Genomic DNA, 15,666 nt, shown 5'->3' with positions numbered 1-15,666 from the left:
GCCGGCGCAGGCGCTTCAGTCGGTGAGCGCGATCGCCGAGATCAGCCGCCCGTGGCCCGGCTCCGGGCGGTGGGTGTGGCGGCGGTAGGAGTGGAAGTGCTCCGGCTCCGCATAGGTGCAGCGGGCGATATCCTCGAAGGCGGCGATGCCGGCGGCGTCGAGCCGGGCGCCGATGAAGCCCGGCAGATCGAACTGCGCGCGGCCCGCAGCATTGGGCGTGAAGAAACGCTCATGGGCGGGATCGGCCTCGCGGAAGGCCGCGACGAGCTCGGGGCCGACCTCGTAATGCGCCGCGCTGATGGTGGGGCCGAGCGCCGCGACGATATCCCCGCGCCGCGCCCCGAGCGCTTCCATGGACGCGATCGTCGCCTCCAGAACCCCGGCCAGCGCCCCGCGCCATCCCGCATGCGCCGCGCCGATCACGCCCGCGCGCGCGTCATAAAAGAGCACCGGCCCGCAATCCGCTGTCGCGATCGCAAGCGCAATCCCCCGCCGCCGCGTCACCAGCGCATCCCCCCGCGGCCGCGCCTCATCCGCCCAGGGCGCCTCGACCGTGACGACATCGGGCGAATGCACCTGCTTGAGGCCGACAAACCCATCAGCCGAAACCCCGATATCGCGCGCCAGCAAACCCCGCTCCTCGACGGGCGCCGCGCGGGTGAAGAAGGCATGGGCTACGCCGTGATGGTCAGAGAGGGCAGAAACCTGAAGCCGCATGGGGGAGGGGTCCGTGTGATGAGGCGCTCAGGGGGTGATAGGGGAATTTGGGGGGTGAGGGAAGGGTGGGGGATAAATGAAAAAGAGATGGCACTTTTCATAGACAACGGCTCGTCGCATTCCATTCCACTATAGTGAATATCTACCTGCAATAAAATTTATGGGGTAAATATCACCTTTAAAATTCATAATTCGCATTATAAAACCTCAAAGATAATATAAAATAAAATACTAGCTGATAACACTATTTTCCTTTTCAACTTTCTCAATCAATAAATCAATAATACTTACGAGCTCACTGTGATAATCCTTTGGATCATACTTTATGCACTTAATATTTCTATTAGTACGAAGGGATTCCTCTAAGTCCTCAGAAATTTTGCTGCTCGTAACAAGATAGTGGGGCTTGGATTGTGGAAATTTAAAATTCTGATTTTCCAACATAAGATTTATATCAGGATCATTTACGCCACATCCGATAAAAAGAAATGTATGAGATAGAATCGCGGCATCTAGTACATGATAAAATTCCGAAAATTCTGTCCTTGCTTTTGCATAGTCAAATTGTGTAAAGATAATACTCGCAGGAGATTCAATAGTGCCATGAACCTTTATGATGTAGTCTGATCCGTCTCTTAAAAATTTATAAACATCACCATCATAATATTTTTTGGTAAATGTTTTTCCTCCAGTCAAACTTGATACAAATGTTTCATAGATATTATCTATATTCATAGAAAGAACAACTCTTTGGTCGAGCCGTAGTATACGATCGTGTAAATTAGAAGGTTTAAATGAAGGGGACAAGAACTGTTCAGTTAAAAAATTTTCCCAATCATCGTCAAATTTCTTCTTCATCCACTCGCAAGCGTGCAGATAATCGCCAGCCTTAAGTGCTGCTCTAATATGATTTGTTCCCTTTGGACCAATATGATCAAGGCCAGCGCGAAGGAACTCCTCCCATAGCGGCGGACGCTTGTCGCCAGACTCTGAGACAGAATTCTTGGAAACTCCAGCCCCGATGACGATCACAACTCGCCGTTTTGCGAGGTCATTTACTAATGTTGATGGCCACAATCTGCTCATTTTTCTTCCAGGTTATTCAGGATCTGACGAGATATCTCCGAAAAGATGACCTTCGAATCTTTCACCTTTGCAAAGTGCGCTCCGCGCACACCATCTCCGCTTGCCAATGAAAATATTGGCTTTCGGCTTGATTGTGAAAGTGGAATTAAACTAAATAAGTTTGGGATTGTTCCTAAGTTATAGTTTTGCTCATCATGTAATAGATTTATGCCGCCATGGAAATTTTCACGAATTATATTATCAACTTGAGAAATGATTTTCTCGTACGCTGATACCGGGCGCCTATTGCCTGTTGTGTCCTTCTTCGCCATGTACTGCTGAGTAACATACCCAAGAAATGTAACTGATTCTGGAATATAAACAGGAATATCTCCTTCATCAGCATCGCTATTTTCTAATCCACTTTTCCATTTCTTGGTCCAGTCAGCAAACCAGGTTGCTATATTTTCAATAGCTTTTAAGCTAAAAATATCTGTTGACATCGGACTTAAAAAATAATCGCTACCCAAAAGTACAGCGCGATTAATAGATCCGAGTGAAGGGCCAACATCGAAAAAAACTAAATCATAGTGTTTGTATCTTTGAAGTAGTTCAAGAAAAAGTACTGATGTTCTAATACCCCGTGTGTCGCCGGAAGTAGCAGATCCCCAATCTCGAGCTAGCAAATCCTCAGTCAAGGCTAATCTGGGGTCCCCAGGAATAACATCGACACCAAAATTCTTACTTCGTTGTATCTTAACTTCCTTCGAGTACCCGCGACCCTGAGCAAGAGGTCGAACCACGCTATAGATCGTAAATGTGCTGGTTTCATCATAGAGATATGACAGGTGTTTGTCGTCAAACATGTATTGTGTAGCATTGCACTGTGGATCCGCATCAATAACTAGTACATTCATATGCATTTCGGTGGCGAAATAGGCCGCTAAATTGCAGAGAAGAGTTGTTTTTCCAACCCCACCTTTATTGTTAAAAAATGTTATTGATTTCATGGCTTGCGTCCGATCACACAGATTTTTCCACAGTGCGCCAGATTTCCTCTAATAGGGTACGTAACTTCTGCCGAGCAAACCCCGTAGTTGCTTGACAAGAGCACCGTACGTTTAAGGAAAATTGCGGTCCTGAAGGGAGAGCAAAATCACGCACATTTTAATACCAATACAACCCCTCCGTTTTCCCCACAATCCCCTATCCCCAAAAAATCCACCCCATCCCCACCCGCGTAAACCAAATCTTCGCTGCACCGCCGTAAAAACCGGCGTGATCCCCCTTGCCAGCGCCGCTTCCACGGGTTATCTCCTGCTGAACTGTACCGTCTGGTCGGTAAAGTCATGCCGTGATCCGCCGCTTGTGGCGGGAAGGCGACGAATCAGGTTTTGGGGGCGGGTGGCGTGCAGGCCGCGTGCGTTTCGCGAAGCGCTGATCCGGGCGGGTAATGTCGCAGGAAGGTTCGAGGCGGGAGCTCATGCAGCAATCAGCGACAGCGCGGGATGGAATTCTCGATGCGGCGCAGCGCGTCGCGGCGCGGGACGGGGCGGGGCATGTCACGCTGGATGCGGTTGCGCGCGAGGCCGGGGTGAGCAAGGGCGGGGTGCTCTATCACTTTCCCGGCAAGGATGCGCTGATCGCGGGCATGCTCGAGCGGCTGATCGCGGAATTCGAGGCGGAGATCGAACGGCTGCGGGCGGAATTTGCCGGCGGGCCGAATCCGTCGCTTCGCGCCATGATCGCGGCCTGTGGCGCCATGTGCGATATCGAGCGGCCCGTCGCCATGGCGATCCTCGCCGCCGGCGCGCAGAACCCGGATCTGCTCGCGCCCCTGCGCGCCTCCATCGGCGCGCATCTCGAACAGCTCGCGGCGGAATGCGGCGATCCGGAGCGTGCCTTCCTGCTCTGCGCGGCGGCGGACGGGATGATGTTGCATCACATTCTCGGCATCGCCCCCTATGACGCGGACCGGCGCGAGCGCCTGTTCGCCCGCCTTGCCGCCATGGCGGAAGCGCCGGATGCGCCATTTCGACCCGGCAAGGCTTTGGCAACGGACGCGCCTTATCATGCGAGCGCGCAGGAGGCCCCCGATGACAACGACTGACGGCAACACTTTGGATGACCGCACGCGCCGCTTCCTGCGCCCCGTCTTGCGCCGCTTCCTGCGCCCCTTGCTGCGCCCTTTGGCCTTCATCGCCCTCGCCACGCTCGGCCTTGCCGCCTGTCAGGAGGGGGCTGCGATCGAAGAGGCGGAGCTGATCCGGCCCGTGCGGCTGATCACGGCGGGGGAAACGGAGGATCTGACCGCGCGGCGCTTCGTCGGGCGCGTCGATGCGGTCTCGACGGTGGATCTCTCCTTCCAGGTCGGCGGGCGGATCGCGGATATCCCGGTGCGCCAGGGCGCCCTCGTCGCCGAGGGCGAGACCATCGCGACGCTGGAGCCGGATGATTACGAACTCGCCCTGCGCGAGGCGCAGCTGCAATACGATCTCGCCGAGCGCGACATCGAACGCAAGCGCGAACTCGTCGCCCGCGAGTCGATCTCGACGGCGGCTTTCGAGCAATCCGAAATCGAATACCGGCTGCGCCGCGTCGCCCTCGACAATGCCGAGCGCAACCGCGACCACACCACCATCGCCGCGCCCTTCGACGCGCTGGTGACGCGCCGGATCGCCGATCCTTACGCCAATGTGCAGGCGGGCACGCCCATCGTGCGGGTGCAGGACGTGACGGAATTGCGGGTGCATATCAACGTGCCGGAGAGCGTCATCGGCCTTGTCTCCAACCCGGACATGTTTCGTATCGAGGCGGTCTTTCCCGATCGCCCCGATGAGCCGCTGCCGCTGACCTATCGCGAACACGCGACCGAGCCCGACGCCATCGCCCAGACCTACGAGGTGACGCTCGCCCTCGACGTGCCCTTCGACGGCACGATCCTGCCGGGCATGACCGTCTCCGTGCGCGTCAGCCTCGCCGCTGCCAGGGCGCAGGAGATGATGACGCTGCCGGTCTCGGCCATTGATACGGATCCCGGGGGCGATTTTCGCATCTGGGTCTACGATCCGGATACGCAGCGTGTGGCCCCACGGGAGGTCGCGCTCGGCAATGTGGGTGAGGATCGTATCGCCGTGCGTGACGGTGTGGCGCCGGGCGAGCGGGTCGTCGCGGCAGGTGCGCATCTGATGCGCGAGGGCATGCGCGTGCGCCCCTTCGAGAGCTTCTGAAGGGCGTCACCCCATGGATATCGCGCGCGCGGCCATCGACAAGCCGGTCAATACCTGGATCATCGTGCTGATCTGCCTGCTCGGCGGGATCTGGGGGCTTCTGACCGTGGGACGGCTGGAAGACCCGTCCTTCACCATCAAGCAGGCGGTGGTGCTCACCGAATATCCCGGCGCCACGGCGGAGGAGGTGGAGGAAGAGGTCACCGAGCGGCTGGAATCCGCCATCCAGCAGATGCCGCAGCTCGATCGCGTCACCTCGAAATCGATGCCGGGCATGTCGGAGATCGAGGTCGAGATCAAGATGACCTATGACGGCACGCAGCTCCCCCAGATCTGGGACGAGTTGCGCCGCAAGGTCGGTGATGCCCAGCGCCGCCTGCCCAACGGCGCGGGGCCCTCCGTCGTCAATGATGATTTCGGCGATGTTTTCGGCATCTTCTATGCGGTGACCACGCCCGGCTTCTCCGCGCGCGAGAAGCGCGAGATCGCGAAATTCCTGCGCCGGGAAGTGCTCACCGTCCCCGATGTCGCCAAGGTCGCCACCGACGGCGAGCGCGAGGAGGCCATCTATATCGAGGTCTCGAACGAGCGCCTGGCGAGTCTGGGCATTTCCGTCGATCAGATCCTCGCCACGATCCAGTCCGAGAACGCCGCCGAACCGGCGGGCGCCACGCGGGTCGGGGATGCGCGCCTGCGCGTGGCCGTGCGCCCCGGCCTCGACACGGTGCGCGCCATTGAGGCGCTGCGCGTCGGGCGTCCGGGCACGACCGAGCAGCTGAGCCTCGTCGATATCGCCGAAATCACCCGCGAGCCCGTCGAGATCCCCGATCAACTGGTGCGCTTCAACGGCATGCCCGCCTTCACCCTGGCGGTCTCGGGCGTGGCCGACAGCAACATCGTCGCCGTCGGCCAGGCGGTGGAGGCGCATCTGCGCGCCATCGAGGACCGTCTGCCAGTGGGGGTGGAAATCCACCCGATCTACGAGCAGCACCGGGTCGTGGACGAAGCGATCAACGATTTCATCGTCAATCTCGCCATGTCGGTCGTCATCGTGATCGCGGTGCTGATGCTGTTCATGGGCTGGCGCGTGGGCATGGTCGTGGGGGCGACGCTGCTTTTGACGGTGCTGGGCACTGTCTTCTTCATGCGCGTGTTCAATATCGAGATGGAGCGGATCTCGCTCGGCGCGCTGATCATCGCCATGGGGATGCTGGTCGATAACGCCATCGTCGTGGCGGAGGGCATGCTCATCAACATGCAGCGCGGCGAGAAGGCCCGCGAGGCGGCGCGGGAGGCGGCCAGACGCACCCAGGTGCCGCTTCTGGGTGCGACGGTGATCGGCATCATGGCGTTTTCCGGAATCGGCCTTTCGCCGGATGCGACGGGGGAATTCCTGTTCTCGCTCTTTGCGGTCATCGGCATTTCGCTGCTGCTGAGCTGGGTGCTCGCCATCACCGTGACGCCGCTCTTCGGCTGCTATCTTCTGAAGGTGGCACCGGATTCGCGCGAGCGCGATCCCTATGCGGGGCTGATCTACCGGATCTACAGCGCCGTCCTGCGCGGGGCATTGCGGGTGCGTATGCTCACGGTCGTGCTGCTGGTGGGGATGACGGGGGCGAGCATCTGGGCGTTCCAGTTCGTCGATCAGGCCTTCTTCCCGGAATCGAACACGCCGCTCTTCTACGTCAATTACACGCTTCCCCAGGGCGCCGATATCCGCGCCACGGCGCGCGACATCGATGAGATTACGCAACGGGTGATGCAGGAGGAGGGCGTCGTCTCGGTGGCGAGCTTCGTCGGGCGCGGCGCGGCGCGGTTCATGCTGACCTATGCGCCGGAGCAGCCGAATACGGCCTATGGCCAACTCATCGTGCGGGTGGAGGATCGCGCGATGATCGATCCCCTGGCCGCGCGTCTGCGGGCGGATCTGGGCGTCGATTTCCCGCAAGCCGAAATCCGGACCGAACGCCTGTTCTTCGGGCCGGGGGGCGGCGCGCGGATCGAGGCGCGGTTCTCGGGACCTGATGCCGCGACGTTGCGCAGGCTGGGTGAGGAAGCCGCTGGCCGCATGCGCGCCGATGGCGGATTGATCGATATTCGCCAGGACTGGCGGCAACGCCAGATGGTTATCGCGCCCGTCTTCAACGAAGAGCGCGCCCGCATTGCGGGTCTGGGGCGGGCCGATCTTGCGCAGGTGATGAACTTTTCGACCACCGGGGTGCGCGCGGGCACCTATCGTGAGGGCGAGGAACTGATCCCCATCATCGCGCGTCCGCCGGAGCGCGAACGCCTTGATCCCGGCCAGTTGCAGGATCGCCTTGTCGCCAGCACCCGCGGCGGCGCCTTCGTGCCCGTCGCGCAGATCGTCGATGGCTTCGAACTGGTCGCGGAGGAGACACTGATCCGCCGACGCGACCGGGTGCGCACGCTCACGGTTCAGGCCGATCCCCTGCCGGGCCTGACGGCCGACGAGGCGCGCGGGCGAATCCTCGATGCGATCGAGACGATCGAACTGCCGCCGGGTTATCGCCTGGAATGGGGCGGTGAATATGAAGCCTCGGCCGAAGCGGAGGAATCGCTCGGCCGGCAATTGCCGCTGGGATTCCTCGTGATGCTGATCATTTCGATTCTGCTCTTTGGCAGGGTCCGGCAGCCGCTGATCATCTGGCTGGTGGTGCCGATGTCGGTCTGCGGTGTGGTTCTGGGTCTGCTCGGCTCCGGGCTCGCCTTCGGCTTCATGGCATTGCTCGGCTTCCTCAGCCTGTCGGGCATGCTGATGAAGAACGCGATCGTGCTTGTGGACGAGATCGATGCGCAGATCGCCTCGGGGCGCGAGCGCTTCAAGGCGCTCGTGGATGCCTCCGTCAGCCGTCTGCGGCCGGTGACGCTCGCGGCAGTGACGACGATTCTGGGCATGGCTCCGCTTCTGACGGACGCGTTTTTTCGCCAATATGGCGGTGACGATCATGGCCGGCCTGGCCTTCGCCAGCGTACTCACCCTGATCGCCGTGCCGGTATTGTATGCAATTTTCTTCCGGATCCGGCGCGGTGACGATCTTGTGTACGAGCCGAAAGCGCATGACGTAGCGCAACCCCTGCAGGCGTGAAAGAAGCCATGTGTCAAAGACTTGCCGCGTTGCAGCATAGGTGCGACCGGTGGAGATTGGCGGGCGCTGCCCTGCGTTGTACGCATGGGTGTACCGCGTATCGGTCATGACAATATTATTGCGATATCTGCACAGATATACGACAAATGCTCCTAACGACGTGCGCATTTACGTAATTCAATAACGCACGCTTTGGAGTGAAGTCATGAGCCGTTTCGATTGGGACGATCTGCGCTTTTTTCTGGCCGTGGCGCGGGTCGGTCGACTGACCGTGGCCGCGAGGCGGCTGGGCGCTGATCATGCAACCGTATCGCGCCGCATCACCGCGCTGGAAGACGCCCTCAAGGCCAAGCTGTTCGAGCGCCGCCCGCAAGGCTATGCCCTGACCGAGCATGGCGAGAGGCTGCTCTCGAAGGCGGAGGCGATCGAGACGCAGGCGCTCGCCGTCTCCAGTGAGATCGGAGGTGCGGATCTCGCCCTGTCAGGCACGGTTCGCATCGGGGCGCCGGACGGGTTCGGCGCCATGTTCCTCGCCCCGCGCACCGCCAATCTCGGTGAGCAATATCCCGATCTCGAAATGCAGATCGTGGCCATGCCGCGCCTCCTGTCGCTTTCCAAGCGCGAGGCCGATATCGCGATTTCGCTCGCGCCTCCGAAAGAGGGCAAGATCGTCGCCCGGCGCCTCACGGATTACAGGCTCGGCGTCTTCGCCACACAGGCCTATCTCGATGCGCACAAGCCGATCAACGAGCCCGACGATCTTCAGGATCACACCGTCATCGGCTATATCGATGATCTGATCTTCACCCCCGAGCTCGATTATCTCGACGAAGTCTCCAAGGGCATGCGGGCCAAGTTGCAGAGCTCCTCGCTCGTCGCCCAGATGCAGGCGGCCCTGGCCGGTGCCGGCGTGGTGGTCCTGCCCTATTACGTCGCTGCGGCTGATTCCCGGCTGGTCCAGATCCTGCCGGAGAAGGCGACATTCACGCGCGCCTACTGGCTGATCGTCCATGCCGACCTCAAGGATATCGCCCGCATCCGCGCCACGATGGATTTCCTCGTGCGCGAGGTGAAATCCGCGCGTCAGGAATTCCTCCCGGATGACCGCCCCTGAGCGGCTGCGACGATGCCGGAGCTTGGGTTGCAGCGCAAACATGCTATGCAACGAGCGTGATCGTTGAAGGAGACACGCTCGATGCAGGATGTTGCCGCCAATCCGTTGCTTGCCGACTGGGATACCCCCTTCGCCGCACCGCCCTTTGCGAAGATCGCGCCCGAGCATTTCCCGCCGGCTTTCGAGATCGCGCTGGCGGAGCACCGGGGGGAGGTGGACGCGATCCGCGATCAGGCGGTTGATCCGGATTTCGACAATACGATCGCCGCGATGGAGCGCGCAGGCGAGCGCCTGAAGCGCACCGCCGGCGTGTTCTTCAATCTGTCGGGGGCGCATACCAATCCCGAGATCCAGAAGATCGAGCGCGAGATCGCGCCGAAGCTCTCGCGGCATTCGAGCGCGATCTATCTCGATCCGAAGCTGTTTGCGCGGATCGCCGCGATCTTCGAGGCGCGCGAAAGCGCCGGCCTGACGCCTGAGCAGATCCGCCTGGTCGAGCGCTATCATCTCGGCTTCACCCGCGCCGGCGCGCATCTGGGCGAGGCGGAGCGCGCGCGGCTGGCGGAAATCGCGCAGCGTCTCGCCGAGCTCGGCACTGCCTTCTCGCAGAACGTGCTGGCCGATGAGAGCGGCTTCACGCTCATGCTGGAAGGGGCGGCGGATCTCGCGGGCCTGCCCGATTTCGTGATCCGGGCGGCGGCCCGCGCGGCGCGCGATCGCGGCCTGGGGGAGGGGCGGTATGTGATCACGCTGGCGCGTTCCTCGATCGAGCCGTTCCTGCAATTCTCGTCGCGCCGCGATCTGCGCGAGAAGGCATTTCGCGGCTGGACCATGCGCGGTGACGGCACCGCGCATGACAATGCCGCCATCATGAGCGAGACCTTGCGCCTGCGCGACGAGCGGGCCAAGCTTCTGGGCTACGCCGATTACGCCGCCTACAAGCTCGACGATACCATGGCGAAGACGCCGGAAGCCGTGGCGGATCTGTTGAGCCGCGTCTGGCAGCCCGCCGTGGCGCGCGCCGATGCAGAGCGCGAGGCGCTCGCCGCCCTGGCCCGGGCGGAGGGCGCCAATGATGCGATTGCGCCCTGGGATTGGCGTTATTACGCCGAGAAGGAGCGCCAGCGCGCCCATGCGCTCGAAGAGGCCGAGATCAAGCCGTATTTCCAGCTCGACAACATCATCCAGGCTGCCTTCCATGTGGCGCAGCGCCTGTTCGGCCTCCAATTCACGCCGCGCGACGATGTCCCCGTCTACCATCCCGATATCCGGGCCTGGGAGGTGCGCGACGCGGATGGCGCGCATATGGGGCTGTTCTACGGCGATTATTTCGCGCGCGCCTCCAAGCGTTCCGGCGCCTGGGCCTCGAGCTATCGCGGCCAGCGCAATCTCGACGAACGCGTGCGCCCGATCATCGTCAACGTGATGAACTTCTCGGCTCCCGCAGAGGGTGAGCCGGCGCTTCTGTCATTCGATGACGCGCGCACGCTGTTCCATGAATTCGGCCACGCCCTGCACGGGCTTTTGTCCGACGTGACCTATCCGTCGCTCGCAGGCACGAACGTCTCGCGCGATTTCGTGGAACTGCCCTCGCAGCTCTACGAGCACTGGCTGGAGGTCCCCGAAATTCTCGAGCGCTTCGCCGTGCATGCACGGACCGGCAAGCCGATGCCCGCGGAACTGCGCGATCGCCTCGCGGCAGCGCGCAATTTCAACCAGGGTTTCGCCACGGTGGAATATTGCGCGAGCGCGCTGGTCGATCTCGACATGCACGCCAATGCCGCAGATGCCGCAGCCGATCCCATCGCCTTCGAGCGCGCCGCCCTCGCGCGGATCGGCATGCCGGATGCGATCGAGATGCGCCACCGCAGCCCGCATTTCCAGCACATCTTCGCGGGCGAAGGCTATTCCGCCGGGTACTACTCGTATCTGTGGTCGGAAGTGCTCGATGCCGACGCGTTTGCCGCTTTCACCGAGGCGGGCGATCCCTTCGACCCGCAGGTGGCACGCCGGCTGCATGATTTCATCTATGCTGCGGGCAATCTGCGCGATCCGGAAGACGCCTACCGCGGCTTCCGCGACCGCCTGCCCGATGTCGGGCCATTGCTGGAAAAGCGCGGGCTGGCGTGATCGGGGGCGGGGCGGGCGCCCCGCTTTCCCGGGTCAGATATCCAGATCGAGATCGGTGGCGAAGGCGGCGCGGTCCTGGATGAAGCTGAAGCGGGCTTCGGGCTTGTTGCCCATCAGCCGCTCGATCGCATCGCCGGTGGCCTCGCGGTCATCGCCATGCACGGCGACGCGCAGGAGCGTGCGCTTTTGCGGGTGCATGGTGGTTTCCTTGAGCTGTGCCGGCATCATCTCGCCGAGCCCCTTGAAGCGGCTCACCTCGACCTTGGCATTGGCCTTGAATTCGCTCTTCATCAGCGCTTCCTTGTGCGCGTCGTCATGCGCATAGACGGTCTTGGCGCCGTGGGTGAGCTTGTAGAGCGGCGGGATGGCCAGATAGAGATGCCCCTTGTCGATCAGTCTGGGCATCTGCCGGTAGAAGAAGGTGATCAGCAGTGACGCGATATGCGCGCCGTCGACATCGGCATCGGTCATGATGATGATCTTGTCGTAGCGCAGATCCTCGTCGCGGTATTGCGCGCCGGTGCCGCAGCCCAGCGCCTGGACGATATCCCCGAGCTGCTGGTTCGCGGCGAGCTTGTCGCGCCCGGCGGAGGCGACGTTGAGGATCTTGCCGCGCAGGGGCAGGATAGCCTGATAGCCGCGATCGCGACCCTGCTTGGCCGAGCCGCCGGCGGAATCGCCCTCGACGATGAAGAGCTCCGAGCCCGCCGCACCCGCATTGGTGCAATCGGCGAGTTTGCCGGGAAGGCGCAATTTGCGCGTCGCGGTCTTGCGCGCGACTTCCTTCTCCTTGCGCCGGCGCAGCCGCTCCTCGGCGCGATCCACCACCCAGTCGATCAGGCGCGCGGCCTGGTTGGGGGAGGCGGCGAGCCAGTGGTCGAAGGCGTCGCGGATGGCGTTCTCGACGATGCGCGAGGCTTCCAGCGTGGCAAGCTTGTCCTTGGTCTGGCCCTGGAATTCCGGCTCGCGAATGAAGACCGAGAGCATGGCCGCGCAGGTGGTCATCACGTCATCGGCATTGACCTGCGCCATGCGCCTGGACTGGTTGACGCGCTCGGCATGGTCGCGCAGGCCCCGCAGCAGCGCCATGCGCATGCCGCTCTCATGCGTGCCGCCCTCAGGCGTCGGGATCGTGTTGCAATAGGAGGAGGAAAATCCGTCCTCGACTCCGCCCAGCCAGGCGATGGCCCATTCCAGCGAGCCGTGGCCGCCGGGCTTCTTTACCTTGCCGGCGAAGATCTGATCGGCGACGAGTTCCTTGCCCGCGATCTCGGCGGCGAGATAATCCTTGAGCCCGTCGGGATACTTGAACACCGCCTCGGTGGCCACGCCGTCGCCGGCGAGCTCGGGCGCACAGTGCCAGCGGATCTCGACACCGCCGAAAAGATAGGCTTTCGAGCGCGTCATGCGCAGCAACCGCGCGGGCGAAAACGTCGCGCCATGGGCGCCGAAAATCTGCGCATCCGGCTTGAAGCGCACCTTCGTGCCGCGTCGGTTATGCACCTTGCCGACCGTCTCGAGCGGGGTCACCGCGTGGCCGCGCGCGAAGACCTGGCGATACAGCATCTGCCCGCGCGCCACCTCGACCTCGAGCCGCTCCGACAGGGCGTTGACCACGGAGACGCCGACGCCGTGCAGGCCGCCGGAGGTCTCATAGACCTTGGAATCAAACTTGCCGCCCGCATGCAGCGTGGTGAGGATGACTTCGAGCGCGGATTTATCCGGGAATTTCGGATGCGGATCGACGGGGATGCCGCGCCCATTGTCGATCACTGTCAGGAAGCCCTCGGCATCGAGCGTGACGTCGATGAAGCTGGCATGCCCGGCCACGGCCTCGTCCATGGCGTTGTCGATGACTTCGGCGAAGAGGTGGTGCAGCGCCTTCTCGTCGGTGCCGCCGATATACATGCCCGGGCGCCGGCGTACGGGTTCGAGTCCCTCCAGCACCTCGATCGTGGCGGCATTGTAGCCGGCTTCGTCCATGGTTCCTTCAGGAGTGTGATTCTGCGCGGCACGCTTCTTCGTGGCGCGTGCGCTGGCGGCTGGCGCGCGCGCATCCGCCGCTTCGTCCTCCGCCTTCGCGGCCGCGCTACCGAACAGATCCGCTTTGCTCATTATCCGCTCGCTCTCGCCCTTGCTCGACCGTACAACCCGATAGCGGGCTGCGTTCCGGGTGCTGCTGATTCGCGCCATACGCCTTGCTTTGTGCTTCTAGCGCGCGCCCATGGCGCGAGGCAAACGCATTGCATCACCATGCATCACCGTTCTGGATAACGCGCCCGTCGGCTCACGACCAGCGCCGTCCCCGGCTTCTCCACTGCCAATTCGTCGCTCGTCAAAGGCCGGCAAGCGACCTTGTCATGATGGCAGCGGCTCCTGTAGGCAAAAGGCGAAAGCGCAAGAAAGGGCTCAAGATGCAGGACGAAGACACGGTCACACGCCTCCAGCAGGAGATGCCCGTCTGGTGTGCTTCCCTGCGCGACCGCATCTGCGCCGCCTTCGAGGCGATCGAGGCGGAGGCCGAGGGGCCCTTCTTCCCGGAAGCCGAGGGGCCCGGGCGCTTCGAGCGCACACCCTGGGAGCGCAAGGATCATTCCGGCGCCAAGGGCGGCGGCGGCGTCATGGCGATGATGAAGGGGCGCGTCTTCGAGAAGGTGGGCGTCCATATCTCCACCGTGCACGGCGAATTCGCCCCGGAATTCCGTGGGCAGATTCCGGGTTCCGATACGGATCCGCGCTTCTGGGCCTCGGGCATTTCGCTGATCGCCCATCCCTGGAACCCGCATGCGCCGACGGTGCACATGAATACCCGCTTCGTCGTCACCACGAAGCCCTGGTTCGGCGGCGGGGCCGATCTCACGCCGGTACTCGATCGCCGGCGCGTCGAGGGGGATCGCGACGCGCAGGCCTTTCACGGGGCGATGCGCGCGGTCTGCGAGAAGCATGCGGCGGTGGCCGATTACCAGCGCTACAAGGAATGGTGCGACGAGTATTTCTTCCTCAAGCACCGCAACGAGGCGCGCGGCATCGGCGGCATCTTCTACGATTATCACTGGTCCGGCGATCCGCAGGCGGATTTCGCCTTCACCCGCGATGTCGGCGAGGCGTTTCTGGCCACCTATCCCGGCATCCTGCGCGCCAATATGAACACACCCTGGAGCGAGGCGGACCGGCACGAGCAGCAGGTGCGGCGGGGGCGTTACGTGGAGTACAATCTGCTCTACGATCGCGGTACGATCTTCGGTCTCAAGACCGGCGGAAACGTCAATTCGATCCTGTCGTCAATGCCGCCCACGGCGCGCTGGCCCTGATCGGCGCAGGATATCAATCTGGGGAGGAAAAACCATGAGCAAGAGCTTCGCCTCGACCGGCGACATGAGCAAGAAGAACGTCACCTTCGCCGAGATCGGTCCCGATCTCTACGCCTATACCGCCGAGGGTGACCCGAATTCCGGCGTCATCGTGGGCGAGGATTGCTGCATGGTCATCGATGCGCAGGCCACGCCCGCCATGGCGAGCGACGTGATCGCGCGGGTGGCGAAGATCACCGACAAGCCGATCCGCTATGTGGTGCTCACCCATTACCACGCGGTGCGGGTGCTGGGCGCTTCCGCTTATGACGCGCACGGGGTGATCGCCTCCGATGCAACCTACCGGCTGATCGAGGAGCGCGGGCAACAGGATTGGGAATCGGAATTCGGACGCTTCCCGCGCCTGTTCCAGGATGCCGAGAGCATTCCCGGCCTGACCTGGCCCAATCTCGTCTTCGGCGAGGAGCTCACCGTCTTCCTCGGCAAGCGCGAGGTGAAGCTGTATCATCTGGGCGCCGGCCACACGGCAGGCGATATCGTGGCCTGGGTGCCGGATGCGCAGGTCATGTTCTCCGGCGATCTCGTGGAATTTCACTCCGCCTGCTATTGCGGCGATGCGCATCTGCGCGACTGGCCGGGCACGCTCGACATGATCCGCGGCTTCGATCCGAAGGCCCTCGTCCCCGGGCGCGGCGATGCGCTGACCAACCGCGCCACCGTGCACGAGGCGATCGCGATGACGCGCGATTTCGTCTCGTCGCTCTATACCACGGCGGAGCTCTCCGTGGCGCGGGGGCGCAGCCTGAAGGAGACCTATCAGGAAGCGCGGGCGGTGATGGATCCGAAATTCGCCGATTTCGCCATCTACGAGCACTGCCAGCCCTTCAATGTCGCACGCGCCTTCGACGAGGCCTCGGGCATCGACCATCCGGTGATCTGGACGGCGGAGCGTGATCGCGAGATGTGGGCCGCGCTGCAGGGCTGAGCGCGGG

The 15,666-nt window shown here is 62.2% G+C and carries 11 protein-coding genes; 7 read left to right on the top strand and 4 right to left on the bottom strand.

The window, feature by feature from the left end; all coding sequences use genetic code 11:
- Nucleotides 1-15 precede the first annotated feature (15 nt).
- The 3 genes from pgeF to GA0071312_RS15240 form a co-directional block, all read right to left on the bottom strand.
- Complete coding sequence (pgeF, locus tag GA0071312_RS15250) at nt 16-717, bottom strand: peptidoglycan editing factor PgeF (RefSeq protein WP_074445657.1); 702 nt, start codon at nt 715-717, stop codon at nt 16-18.
- Nucleotides 718-948: 231 nt separating this feature from the next.
- Entirely contained in the window at nt 949-1,803 is an 855-nt protein-coding gene (locus tag GA0071312_RS19240; RefSeq protein WP_083204606.1) for an SIR2 family protein, read from the bottom strand.
- A complete protein-coding gene (locus GA0071312_RS15240) occupies nt 1,800-2,792 on the bottom strand; it encodes a ParA family protein (RefSeq protein WP_074445655.1) in 993 nt (330 codons plus the stop codon). The genes GA0071312_RS19240 and GA0071312_RS15240 overlap by 4 nt, the downstream gene beginning before the upstream one ends.
- A 473-nt stretch (nt 2,793-3,265) precedes the next feature.
- Between GA0071312_RS15240 and GA0071312_RS15235 the strand changes: the two genes are divergently transcribed.
- The 5 genes from GA0071312_RS15235 (at nt 3,266) to GA0071312_RS15215 (ending at nt 11,363) form a co-directional block, all read left to right on the top strand.
- Nucleotides 3,266-3,892: a TetR/AcrR family transcriptional regulator gene (locus tag GA0071312_RS15235; protein ID WP_165604050.1), complete on the top strand. Its 627-nt coding sequence runs from the start codon at nt 3,266-3,268 to the stop codon at nt 3,890-3,892.
- Nucleotides 3,879-5,012, top strand: coding sequence for an efflux RND transporter periplasmic adaptor subunit (locus tag GA0071312_RS15230; RefSeq protein ID WP_165604049.1), 1,134 nt, complete (start codon nt 3,879-3,881; stop codon nt 5,010-5,012). Before GA0071312_RS15235 ends, GA0071312_RS15230 begins: the two co-directional genes overlap by 14 nt.
- Before the next feature lie 13 nt (nt 5,013-5,025).
- On the top strand, nt 5,026-8,064 hold the full coding sequence (locus tag GA0071312_RS15225) for an efflux RND transporter permease subunit (protein WP_238947242.1): 3,039 nt from the start codon (nt 5,026-5,028) through the stop codon (nt 8,062-8,064).
- Between the two features lie 260 nt (nt 8,065-8,324).
- Nucleotides 8,325-9,233, top strand: a complete 909-nt coding sequence (locus tag GA0071312_RS15220) for a LysR family transcriptional regulator (protein WP_074445653.1) — start codon at nt 8,325-8,327, stop codon at nt 9,231-9,233.
- Between the two features lie 81 nt (nt 9,234-9,314).
- Nucleotides 9,315-11,363: a M3 family metallopeptidase gene (locus GA0071312_RS15215; protein ID WP_074445652.1), complete on the top strand. Its 2,049-nt coding sequence runs from the start codon at nt 9,315-9,317 to the stop codon at nt 11,361-11,363.
- 33 nt (nt 11,364-11,396) lie between these two features.
- On the opposite strand, the gene parE is transcribed toward GA0071312_RS15215, so the two are convergent.
- Nucleotides 11,397-13,478, bottom strand: coding sequence for a DNA topoisomerase IV subunit B (parE, locus tag GA0071312_RS15210; RefSeq protein WP_074445651.1), 2,082 nt, complete (start codon nt 13,476-13,478; stop codon nt 11,397-11,399).
- Nucleotides 13,479-13,777: 299 nt separating this feature from the next.
- Between parE and hemF the strand changes: the two genes are divergently transcribed.
- Together hemF and GA0071312_RS15200 are read left to right on the top strand one after the other, a co-directional pair.
- On the top strand, nt 13,778-14,674 hold the full coding sequence (gene hemF, locus GA0071312_RS15205; RefSeq protein ID WP_074446240.1) for an oxygen-dependent coproporphyrinogen oxidase: 897 nt from the start codon (nt 13,778-13,780) through the stop codon (nt 14,672-14,674).
- Between the two features lie 34 nt (nt 14,675-14,708).
- Nucleotides 14,709-15,659 (top strand): MBL fold metallo-hydrolase, encoded by a 951-nt coding sequence (locus tag GA0071312_RS15200; protein WP_074445650.1) that lies wholly within the window; start codon nt 14,709-14,711, stop codon nt 15,657-15,659.
- The last annotated feature ends 7 nt before the right edge of the window (nt 15,660-15,666 follow it).

Origin of the sequence: Saliniramus fredricksonii (genome assembly GCF_900094735.1) — a bacterium.
Taxonomy (GTDB): Bacteria; Pseudomonadota; Alphaproteobacteria; order Rhizobiales; family Beijerinckiaceae; genus Saliniramus; species Saliniramus fredricksonii.
Note: the sequence above shows the minus strand (reverse complement) of the source record. Positions and strands in the feature narration are given on the sequence as shown.

Bases quoted from the DNA above. Each gene is read 5' to 3' on its own strand.
- hemF (WP_074446240.1), top strand. From the start codon at position 13,778: ATGCAGGACGAAGACACGGTCACACGCCTCCAGCAGGAGATGCCCGTC.
- GA0071312_RS15230 (WP_165604049.1), top strand. From the start codon at position 3,879: ATGACAACGACTGACGGCAACACTTTGGATGACCGCACGCGCCGCTTC.
- GA0071312_RS15220 (WP_074445653.1), top strand. From the start codon at position 8,325: ATGAGCCGTTTCGATTGGGACGATCTGCGCTTTTTTCTGGCCGTGGCG.
- GA0071312_RS19240 (WP_083204606.1), bottom strand. From the start codon at position 1,803: ATGAGCAGATTGTGGCCATCAACATTAGTAAATGACCTCGCAAAACGG.
- GA0071312_RS15225 (WP_238947242.1), top strand. From the start codon at position 5,026: ATGGATATCGCGCGCGCGGCCATCGACAAGCCGGTCAATACCTGGATC.
- GA0071312_RS15235 (WP_165604050.1), top strand. From the start codon at position 3,266: ATGCAGCAATCAGCGACAGCGCGGGATGGAATTCTCGATGCGGCGCAG.
- parE (WP_074445651.1), bottom strand. From the start codon at position 13,478: ATGAGCAAAGCGGATCTGTTCGGTAGCGCGGCCGCGAAGGCGGAGGAC.
- pgeF (WP_074445657.1), bottom strand. From the start codon at position 717: ATGCGGCTTCAGGTTTCTGCCCTCTCTGACCATCACGGCGTAGCCCAT.
- GA0071312_RS15215 (WP_074445652.1), top strand. From the start codon at position 9,315: ATGCAGGATGTTGCCGCCAATCCGTTGCTTGCCGACTGGGATACCCCC.
- GA0071312_RS15240 (WP_074445655.1), bottom strand. From the start codon at position 2,792: ATGAAATCAATAACATTTTTTAACAATAAAGGTGGGGTTGGAAAAACA.
- GA0071312_RS15200 (WP_074445650.1), top strand. From the start codon at position 14,709: ATGAGCAAGAGCTTCGCCTCGACCGGCGACATGAGCAAGAAGAACGTC.